This is a genomic window from Bacillus sp. FDAARGOS_527 (assembly GCF_003812125.1).
GTDB lineage: Bacteria > Bacillota > Bacilli > Bacillales > Bacillaceae_G > Bacillus_A > Bacillus_A paranthracis.
Map to the genome: position 1 here is coordinate 3,938,264 of NZ_CP033795.1, position 9,237 is coordinate 3,947,500.

The 9,237-nt window shown below is 42.2% G+C and carries 2 protein-coding genes, 22 tRNA genes and 2 rRNA genes (1 of these 26 running past the window's edge); 1 reads left to right on the forward strand and 25 read right to left on the reverse strand.

What is annotated here, in order from left to right; genetic code table 11:
- Nucleotides 1–29: 29 nt before the first annotated feature.
- On the forward strand, nucleotides 30–4,253 hold the full coding sequence (locus EGX95_RS23105; protein WP_000728875.1) for a S8 family serine peptidase: 4,224 nt from the start codon (nucleotides 30–32) through the stop codon (nucleotides 4,251–4,253).
- A 179-nt stretch (nucleotides 4,254–4,432) separates the two neighbouring features.
- Here EGX95_RS23105 and EGX95_RS23110 read toward each other — a convergent pair whose 3' ends face one another.
- From EGX95_RS23110 to EGX95_RS23230, 25 genes are all read right to left on the reverse strand, one after another.
- Nucleotides 4,433–5,377: an L-lactate dehydrogenase gene (locus EGX95_RS23110; protein ID WP_000715337.1), complete on the reverse strand. Its 945-nt coding sequence runs from the start codon at nucleotides 5,375–5,377 to the stop codon at nucleotides 4,433–4,435.
- Nucleotides 5,378–6,051: 674 nt separating this feature from the next.
- A tRNA-Glu gene (locus EGX95_RS23115) sits at nucleotides 6,052–6,123 on the reverse strand.
- A gap of 6 nt (nucleotides 6,124–6,129) precedes the next feature.
- Nucleotides 6,130–6,220 (reverse strand) — tRNA-Ser (locus EGX95_RS23120).
- Between the two features lie 7 nt (nucleotides 6,221–6,227).
- A tRNA-Asn gene (locus EGX95_RS23125) sits at nucleotides 6,228–6,302 on the reverse strand.
- Between the two features lie 7 nt (nucleotides 6,303–6,309).
- Nucleotides 6,310–6,386, reverse strand: a tRNA-Ile gene (locus EGX95_RS23130).
- 10 nt (nucleotides 6,387–6,396) lie between these two features.
- Nucleotides 6,397–6,467: transfer RNA gene (locus EGX95_RS23135), tRNA-Gly, on the reverse strand.
- Nucleotides 6,468–6,480: 13 nt separating this feature from the next.
- Nucleotides 6,481–6,556, reverse strand: a tRNA-Lys gene (locus EGX95_RS23140).
- 10 nt (nucleotides 6,557–6,566) lie between these two features.
- Nucleotides 6,567–6,642, reverse strand: a tRNA-Thr gene (locus tag EGX95_RS23145).
- Between the two features lie 14 nt (nucleotides 6,643–6,656).
- A tRNA-Phe gene (locus tag EGX95_RS23150) sits at nucleotides 6,657–6,732 on the reverse strand.
- A 12-nt stretch (nucleotides 6,733–6,744) separates the two neighbouring features.
- Nucleotides 6,745–6,820, reverse strand: a tRNA-Asp gene (locus EGX95_RS23155).
- Nucleotide 6,821: 1 nt separating this feature from the next.
- Nucleotides 6,822–6,898, reverse strand: a tRNA-Met gene (locus EGX95_RS23160).
- Nucleotides 6,899–6,925: 27 nt separating this feature from the next.
- Nucleotides 6,926–7,018: transfer RNA gene (locus tag EGX95_RS23165), tRNA-Ser, on the reverse strand.
- A 17-nt stretch (nucleotides 7,019–7,035) separates the two neighbouring features.
- Nucleotides 7,036–7,112 (reverse strand) — tRNA-Ile (locus tag EGX95_RS23170).
- Between the two features lie 4 nt (nucleotides 7,113–7,116).
- Nucleotides 7,117–7,193: transfer RNA gene (locus EGX95_RS23175), tRNA-Met, on the reverse strand.
- 20 nt (nucleotides 7,194–7,213) lie between these two features.
- Nucleotides 7,214–7,286: transfer RNA gene (locus EGX95_RS23180), tRNA-Ala, on the reverse strand.
- Nucleotides 7,287–7,302: 16 nt separating this feature from the next.
- Nucleotides 7,303–7,376, reverse strand: a tRNA-Pro gene (locus tag EGX95_RS23185).
- Between the two features lie 10 nt (nucleotides 7,377–7,386).
- Nucleotides 7,387–7,460 (reverse strand) — tRNA-Arg (locus tag EGX95_RS23190).
- 3 nt (nucleotides 7,461–7,463) lie between these two features.
- Nucleotides 7,464–7,552, reverse strand: a tRNA-Leu gene (locus EGX95_RS23195).
- Nucleotides 7,553–7,568: 16 nt separating this feature from the next.
- Nucleotides 7,569–7,643: transfer RNA gene (locus tag EGX95_RS23200), tRNA-Gly, on the reverse strand.
- A gap of 29 nt (nucleotides 7,644–7,672) precedes the next feature.
- Nucleotides 7,673–7,753, reverse strand: a tRNA-Leu gene (locus EGX95_RS23205).
- 22 nt (nucleotides 7,754–7,775) lie between these two features.
- Nucleotides 7,776–7,851: transfer RNA gene (locus EGX95_RS23210), tRNA-His, on the reverse strand.
- 9 nt (nucleotides 7,852–7,860) lie between these two features.
- Nucleotides 7,861–7,936 (reverse strand) — tRNA-Thr (locus EGX95_RS23215).
- A 4-nt stretch (nucleotides 7,937–7,940) separates the two neighbouring features.
- Nucleotides 7,941–8,016: transfer RNA gene (locus EGX95_RS23220), tRNA-Val, on the reverse strand.
- A 4-nt stretch (nucleotides 8,017–8,020) separates the two neighbouring features.
- Nucleotides 8,021–8,136, reverse strand: a 5S ribosomal RNA gene (rrf, locus tag EGX95_RS23225).
- A 102-nt stretch (nucleotides 8,137–8,238) separates the two neighbouring features.
- A 23S ribosomal RNA gene (locus EGX95_RS23230) occupies nucleotides 8,239–9,237 on the reverse strand; it runs 1,924 nt beyond the window's last position.

Here is a 9,237-nt window from a genome sequence, read left to right on the forward strand (position 1 = left end):
TTAAAATATAAATTATCGGAGGCTTATACATGAAAAAGAAAAATCGTTTTGTTACCGGAATTGTAACGGCTGGCGTTCTGTTTTCAACTGCCCTTCCGTTCAATGTACTTGCTGAAAATCCTATTAACCAAATTGACTCTTCAAACGCCCAGTCTTTACTATCAAAACTTTCTAAAGAACAACGTCAGGCATTACAAACGTTAGATGCCAACCCTGGTTTTACTATCTCGCCAGATATTAATACAAGTAGTTCCGAACCAGTAAATATCATTGTAGAATTTCAAACGGCTCCAGTAAAGATTAATGAATTAAAACAAAAAGAAAAAGGGTTACAAGCTGCTCCTGAAAATATAAAGGCACGTATTGATCAAGAACATGAGGAATTTCAAAAAGGACTAAAACGTCTTTATCAGTTCAGCCCATCAGTAAAGTCAGGGAATTTCCAGTCCGTACAAATTAAACGTTCTTATAAACATGCGATAAATGGGGTTGCGCTGACGTTACCTGCAAATACAGTGGAAGAATTGTTACGGATTGGCGTTGTAAAACGTATTTGGAAAGATTACGAAGTGAAATTAAATTTACCAAAACAAGCAAAGCAGAAAGCACCTCAAAAACTAACAGATAGCATTCCGCAAATTGGGGTCGATAAGTTACATAGCGAAGGCATTACCGGAAAAGGAATTAAAGTTGGTGTATTAGATACAGGTATTGATTACAATCATCCCGACCTAAAAGACGTGTATAAGGGCTATCGCGCAAAACCTGGCGAAGACTCTAGCAAGGTAGATCCAAACTCAGTAAAAGGTTGGGACTTTATTAATAACGATGCAGATCCGATGGAAACAACTTATACAGAGTGGCAACAATCTGGTGCTCCTGAATTTGATGATCGTGGCTCTTCCTTCTACACCGCGCATGGTACTCACGTAGCAGGTATCGTTTCTGCGCAAAAGAAAAACACATCAGATTCCGCAGTAAAAGGTGTTGCACCTGACATTGAACTGTATAACTATCGTGTACTCGGTCCATACGGAAGTGGAGATAGTTCTGGTATTATTGCTGCAATCGATAAATCTATTTCTGACGGCATGAATGTTATTAACTTATCGTTAGGTGACGATAGCAACAATCCACTTGATCCTACGTCTATCGCTGTCAATAACGCGATGCTTTCCGGTGTTGTTACAGTCGTTGCTGCTGGAAACTCTGGTCCAAATCCAGCGACACTCGGATCACCAGGTGCTTCTCCATTTGCGATTACGGTTGGCGCAAGTGATAGCTCTATTTCCTTACCGAAACTATCAGGTCATGCTGGACAATTACAATTTCCTAACCTAATTTTATTCGGCAAAAACTTTACTGATAAAATAGAAGATTTCAAGGGACAAACTTTACCTATTGAATCTGTAGGAATTGGTACGCCTGACGAGTTTAGTAAAAAAGATGTAAAAGGAAAAATCGCTCTCGTTGCACGTGGTACACTGTCATTTGATGAAAAAATTGCGAATGCAAAACAAGCTGGTGCAAAAGCCGTTATTATTTATAACAATGTGGACGGAGAAATTCCTTTCTACGTTGGCGAAAGTACAAAATACATTCCCGCATTCCGCCTAACGAAAGAAGACGGTGAAAAACTAAAAGCTCAAATCGAACAAGGTAATACATCCTTTACCTTTGACGAACTTAGTTATATTCAAACAGAAGGCGATCATCTTGCAGACTTTAGCTCACGCGGTCCTGTTACATCAAATGATGATATTAAACCAGATATTACAGCGCCTGGTGTTGCTGTACTTTCAACAGTACCTGAATATATTAACGACCCACAAGAGGGCGAAAATTATGATGTTTCCTATGAGCGTATGCAAGGAACATCTATGGCTTCTCCTCATATCGCTGGCGTTGCTGCTCTTATTTTACAAGAACACCCAGAATACTCTCCATTCGATGTAAAGACGTCTCTTATGAACACAGCTGATGATTTAAAAGAAAAGTATTCCGTATATGAAGTTGGAGCTGGACGAGTAGATGCGTACAACGCCGTTCATACGGAAACTAGTTTTAAAGTGCTAGATACAACAAAAACAGTTGTAAATGATGAAGTAATTGAAGTACCTGAAGAAACTGGATCCATTGCATTCGGGAAGTTCTATCAAAAAGACGGTGAATCTCTTGAACAAAAACGAAATATAAAAGTACAAAATCATAATAAACAAGAGAAAAAAGAATTTAAAACAGAAATTTCTTATACACCAGCATCTTCTTCTATTAACGACGCTACCGCAAACGGTGTAAAAGTTTCTGTTCCAGAAACAATTACTCTTGATGCTGGCAAATCAGATGAAATTGAAGCAAAAATTAATGTTCCAGCCGGTGTAAAACAAGGCCGATATGAAGGATATATTCATATTACAAATACGAAAAATAAAGAAGAAACGTACCAAATTCCGTTCTCTATTCGTGTATCAGAACCTGGTATTGAAAATGCAATATTATCAAGAAAAGCAATTTCAACTGATACATCTAAATTCAATCCATACCGTGAATCGTATTTGCACGGGGCGTTCCAATTAAACAGCGAACTTGAAACGTTAGATCTTATCGTGAAAGATTCCAAAACAAATAAAGCTCTCGGTTTCCTTGGTACATTAAACACTAGTGGATTAAAAACTGATGTGTATTACTACTTAGATTCATTCTTTAACGGCAGGGTGTATCCTTTTACAAATGATCCTGCAAAACCAATTGGTGATGAGAAAATCGACTTACCAGAAGGTGATTACACAATTGAGTTTGTTGGCTACGATAAAGACGGTAAAGCACGTGTGAAAGGGGATTATGTCGTAATTGATAATACACCGCCAGAAGTGAAATTAACTGGATTACAGCCTGGTATTTATGAATTAAATGAAGAGAACTATACAGTAGAAGACGGTAAAAAAGCACTATGGATTAAAGGAAATGTGTATGATTCGAACGTTGACTACTTAAAAGGAAAAGGATTAAACATTACGCAAGAAGCAAACGGAGTGATGTACTATGATTATTCTCCATACTTGCATAAGTTTTTACCTATTAATGCAAATGGTGACTTTAAAGTTGGCATTACTCCTGAATCCTTTAAAGTGGAAGGTCCAATGAATACAGGCGTATATATTTTCGATTATGCAACTGCAGGAGCTGACTATCCGAGCGGTGTAAATAACTATTGGTTTATCCCGCAAGGAGCTCAATATGCGAAAACTAGTTATGATAAAAAAGAAGTATATAAAGGTGATGAATTCACTGTGACGCTAAACGCCAAACATGTGAAACAATTTGTTGCTGGGGAATTTAACGTAAAATTCCTAGAAAAGAACTTCAAATTTGCAAATGCGAAATTAAATCCTGCTTTTGAAAAGCTACTTTCCGAAAAAGGGGTGACCGCAAAAGTAAATGAACCGAAACTAGAAGAAGGTTCTGTTACAGTTGGCGGAGCTATCGATGACAAAAACTTCGCTGGATTAGATGGTGATTTCCCGTTCATTGATGTAACGTTCAAAGTAGAAAATGATGAGTTTTATGAAGCAAATGCTCAATTAGATTTATCAGTGTTCGCTTACTGGAAACAAGGTGAATCAGAGCCAAATAGAATGCGTGTCCTTCAAGATCAAACATTCTCAGTTATGTCTTTAAACTCACTAGTCGAAGGAAGTATTAAACCTGGTGCTTTCTTAAATGAACGCGGATATTTAGATGAAAAATTCGATTATACAAAGCATGGCGTAAAAGTATATGCAACAGATTCTTACCGTCATAAGTTTGAAGGCTCACTTGATAAATACGGATCCTTCAAACTAAATGGACTTCCTGTTAATAAACGCGACTATAACTTATATGTAGAAGTACCAGGGCATTTAACAAGCCGACTAACAACGAAACTTGGTACTGAAAAAGACGGTAAGCTACTTGGCCAATATTATTATGCACGCTTTGATGAAAACCTTGCAGGTGATGTAAATGGCGATAAAGTAATTGATATAAAAGATGCTGAAATTATCGCTAACAACTACGGTAAAAAAGGACTATCTGTGAAAGACGGTGACCTAAATAAAGATGGTATTGTTGACGAAAAAGATATTCGCTTCGTTGAAAAGAACTTCTTGAAAAAAGGTCCCGATGCATCTAAATCACAAACACCTGTTGAAAAATCAAAAAGCGGTACACTGGCAGATATTTTAAAGAAATTGGGATTAACGCCTAAAAAATGATAATAATAAAGAGCACTCTACGCAAAGTAGAGTGCTCTTTTCTATAAACGACCCTAATCCAGCAAAAGGGGTATATTGGGGATATACAAGGGAAACCGGAAAAGGAATTTATATTAAATTATATATAAATCCAGAAGTAAGAAGTAGTTCCCCACTTCTGGATTATTTAGCAATTATTATTATAGTACTGGTGCCATTGTTTCTTTTAATACTTTTACAGAATGAGCAAATTTCGCTTTTTCATCCTCATTTAACTCAAGCTCTACAATTTCACGTACACCTTCACGGTTAATTACAGCTGGAACACCTACGTAAGCATCTTTCTCACCGTATTGACCTTCAAGGTATGCAGATACAGTTAATACGCTGTTCTCGTTGTTTAAGATTGCTTTAGTTACACGAAGTAGTGACATACCGATTCCGTAGTAAGTTGCACCTTTACGCTCGATAATATGGTAAGCCGCATCACGTACGTTTTCGAAGATTTTATCTAAGTCTTCTTGTTTGTACTGTGCGTTGTTAGCTAAAATTGTTTCTAGTTTTTGTACACCGATAGTAGCGTGACTCCATACTGGAAGTTCAGTGTCACCGTGTTCACCAACGATGTAAGCATGAACGTTACGTGGATCTACATCTAAGTAGTCACCTAACATGTAACGGAAACGAGCAGAGTCTAAAGTAGTACCAGAACCAATTACGCGCTCTTTTGGTAGACCAGATTCTTTCCAAGTTACGTAAGTTAAAATATCAACTGGGTTAGTTGCGATTAAGAAGATTCCATCGAATCCGCTATCCATAATACCGCGAACGATTTGTTTAAAGATCTTTGTATTTTTCTCAACTAAGTCTAAACGAGTTTCACCTGGCTTTTGTGGTAATCCAGCAGTGATAACTACTAAATCTGCATCTTTACAATCTGCATAGCTACCGCTCCAAACTTTTGTTGGTGATGGAGAGAATGGTACCGCATGGCTTAAGTCCATTGCTTCCCCTTCTGCTTTTGCTTCATTAACATCTACTAATACGAATTCTTCAGCTACACCTTGGTTGATCATTGAGTAAGCGTAACTACAACCTACAGCTCCTGTTCCTACTAATACTACACGATTGATACCTTTTTTCATGGTAATTTCCCCTCTCTATTGTTCACATATATTTTTTATGATTGTTTAAGTAATTAATTAAAATACTAATTTAATGTTGTTTAACTTCTTTACACTCATATTGTAGCACGTATTATTGTGAATTACTTCACAAATTATGACCTATTTGTGAACTTTTTCACATAGAGTGTAAAGTTATTAGATCAGGTATGGAATCCATTTCAATGGAGGCGTTTTCTTTAGATTGTGAACGTGAAATAGTTCCGTTTTATCGGTAAGTGAAATTATATCGACGATTATTTAAATATATCAACGATTTTTATAATATATCGACCGTAAATCAAATTATATCGGCGATTCGACAAGGAATATCGACTTACCGACAAAACTCGACAATAATGACAACATAAAAAAGCTGTCTTCAGTAGATCACCTACTGAGAGACAGCTTCTTCTATATATTATTTATTTTCCGCGGTAGCTCCTAATGCAGCATGCTTGGTTTGAACAACCCGTATTTCGATTTTATTATTCAACGGTATCTAATAACTCTACAACTAATTCCTTAGGATTTTCCCAGCTATGATATATTTCTAAGTGCCATTTCGTTAATGACCTTGAGTATCTCTTTTTCTATCCAAAGTCCACTTTTACACAACAAAAAAGAGATAGCAGATTATGCTATCTCTTTTAGTATGACCCGTACGGGATTCGAACCCGTGTTACCGCCGTGAAAGGGCGGTGTCTTAACCACTTGACCAACGGGCCAATTACTGGCAGAGAAGAAGGGATTCGAACCCTCGCACCGCGTTCGCGATCTACTCCCTTAGCAGGGGAGCCCCTTGAGCCACTTGGGTACTTCTCTATAAATATGGCTCCGCAGGTAGGACTCGAACCTACGACCGATCGGTTAACAGCCGATAGCTCTACCACTGAGCTACTGCGGAACAATTATGGTGGGCCTAAATGGACTCGAACCATCGACCTCACGCTTATCAGGCGTGCGCTCTAACCAGCTGAGCTATAGGCCCATAATTGAAAAGCGGGTGAAGAGAATCGAACTCTCGACCAGAGCTTGGAAGGCTCTTGTTTTACCACTAAACTACACCCGCATTAAATTGTAAATGGTGAGCCATGAAGGACTCGAACCTTCGACCCTCTGATTAAAAGTCAGATGCTCTACCAACTGAGCTAATGGCTCATTTTGAAAGTGGTGCCGGCTAGAGGACTTGAACCCCCAACCTACTGATTACAAGTCAGTTGCTCTACCAATTGAGCTAAGCCGGCTTGCGACTTCAAAATGGTGGCTCGGGACGGAATCGAACCGCCGACACGAGGATTTTCAGTCCTCTGCTCTACCGACTGAGCTACCGAGCCTTTATGTAAAAATGGCGGTCCCGACCGGGGTCGAACCGGCGATCTCCTGCGTGACAGGCAGGCATGTTAACCACTACACCACGGGACCTTGGTTGCGGGGACAGGATTTGAACCTGCGACCTTCGGGTTATGAGCCCGACGAGCTACCAGACTGCTCCACCCCGCGACGATAAAATATTTAATTAAGAAAAAATGGAGGAGGTAGAGGGATTCGAACCCCCGCGCGACTCTCGCCGCCTGTCGGTTTTCAAGACCGATCCCTTCAGCCGAACTTGGGTATACCTCCGAGATATAAACTTCTAATGGTGGACCTTGTAGGACTCGAACCTACGACCGGACGGTTATGAGCCGTCTGCTCTAACCAGCTGAGCTAAAGGTCCTTTATGGTAGCGGCGGAGGGGATCGAACCCCCGACCTCACGGGTATGAACCGTACGCTCTAGCCAGCTGAGCTACACCGCCATAAATGATATTAAAATAAGTGGAGCCTAGCGGGATCGAACCGCTGACCTCCTGCGTGCAAGGCAGGCGCTCTCCCAGCTGAGCTAAGGCCCCATGTTTTTTGGGAATATCGGGAAGACAGGATTTGAACCTGCGACCCCCTGGTCCCAAACCAGGTGCTCTACCAAGCTGAGCCACTTCCCGTTAATAAAAGCGCGCCCGAGAGGAGTCGAACCCCTAACCTCTTGATCCGTAGTCAAACGCTCTATCCAATTGAGCTACGGGCGCATATGGTGCCGAGGGCGGGGGTCGAACCCGCACGGTGGTCACCCACCGCAGGATTTTAAGTCCTGTGCGTCTGCCTGTTCCGCCACCCCGGCATGTCATATTGAAAATTGGAGCGGAAGACGGGATTCGAACCCGCGACCCCAACCTTGGCAAGGTTGTATTCTACCACTGAACTACTTCCGCAAGACATGTATGAGTTATTTAATTAAAAGTGCGGGTGAAGGGAGTCGAACCCCCACGCCAAAGGCGCCAGATCCTAAGTCTGGTGCGTCTGCCAATTCCGCCACACCCGCATATTAATTTATTTAAGAAAAATGGGGCGACTGATGGGAATCGAACCCACGAATGCCGGAGCCACAATCCGGTGCGTTAACCACTTCGCCACAACCGCCATGATTTCTGGTGCCGACTAGAGGACTTGAACCCCCAACCTACTGATTACAAGTCAGTTGCTCTACCAATTGAGCTAAGTCGGCTAAATGGTGGAGGATGACGGGATCGAACCGCCGACCCCCTGCTTGTAAGGCAGGTGCTCTCCCAGCTGAGCTAATCCTCCATTTGCCTGGCAACGTCCTACTCTCACAGGGACAAGGTCCCAACTACCATCGGCGCTAGAGAGCTTAACTTCCGTGTTCGGTATGGGAACGGGTGTGACCTCTCTGCCATCATTACCAGACTGTATTCATTTAAGACAAGAATTATTGTAACTCATTTAACTTTGAAAGTCAACAAGTTTTTTTATATTCTTTCAAAACTAGATAACATTGCTTCATATTATATGGTTAAGTCCTCGATCTATTAGTATTCGTCAGCTCCACATGTCACCATGCTTCCACCTCGAACCTATCAACCTGATCATCTTTCAGGGATCTTACTAGCTTACGCTATGGGAAATCTCATCTTGAGGGGGGCTTCATGCTTAGATGCTTTCAGCACTTATCCCTTCCGCACATAGCTACCCAGCTATGCCCTTGGCAGAACAACTGGTACACCAGCGGTGCGTCCATCCCGGTCCTCTCGTACTAAGGACAGCTCCTCTCAAATTTCCTACGCCCACGACGGATAGGGACCGAACTGTCTCACGACGTTCTGAACCCAGCTCGCGTACCGCTTTAATGGGCGAACAGCCCAACCCTTGGGACCGACTACAGCCCCAGGATGCGATGAGCCGACATCGAGGTGCCAAACCTCCCCGTCGATGTGGACTCTTGGGGGAGATAAGCCTGTTATCCCCGGGGTAGCTTTTATCCGTTGAGCGATGGCCCTTCCATGCGGAACCACCGGATCACTAAGCCCGACTTTCGTCCCTGCTCGACTTGTAGGTCTCGCAGTCAAGCTCCCTTATGCCTTTGCACTCTACGAATGATTTCCAACCATTCTGAGGGAACCTTTGGGCGCCTCCGTTACACTTTAGGAGGCGACCGCCCCAGTCAAACTGCCCACCTGACACTGTCTCCCGGGTCGATAAGACCCGTAGGTTAGAATTTCAATACAGTCAGGGCGGTATCCCACCAGCGCCTCCACCGAAGCTAGCGCTCCGGTTTCAAAGGCTCCCGCCTATCCTGTACAAACTGTACCAAAATTCAATATCAGGCTACAGTAAAGCTCCACGGGGTCTTTCCGTCCTGTCGCGGGTAACCTGCATCTTCACAGGTACTATAATTTCACCGAGTCTCTGGTTGAGACAGTGCCCAAATCGTTACACCTTTCGTGCGGGTCGGAACTTACCCGACAAGGAATTTCGCTACCTTAGGACCGTTATAGTTACGGCCGCCGT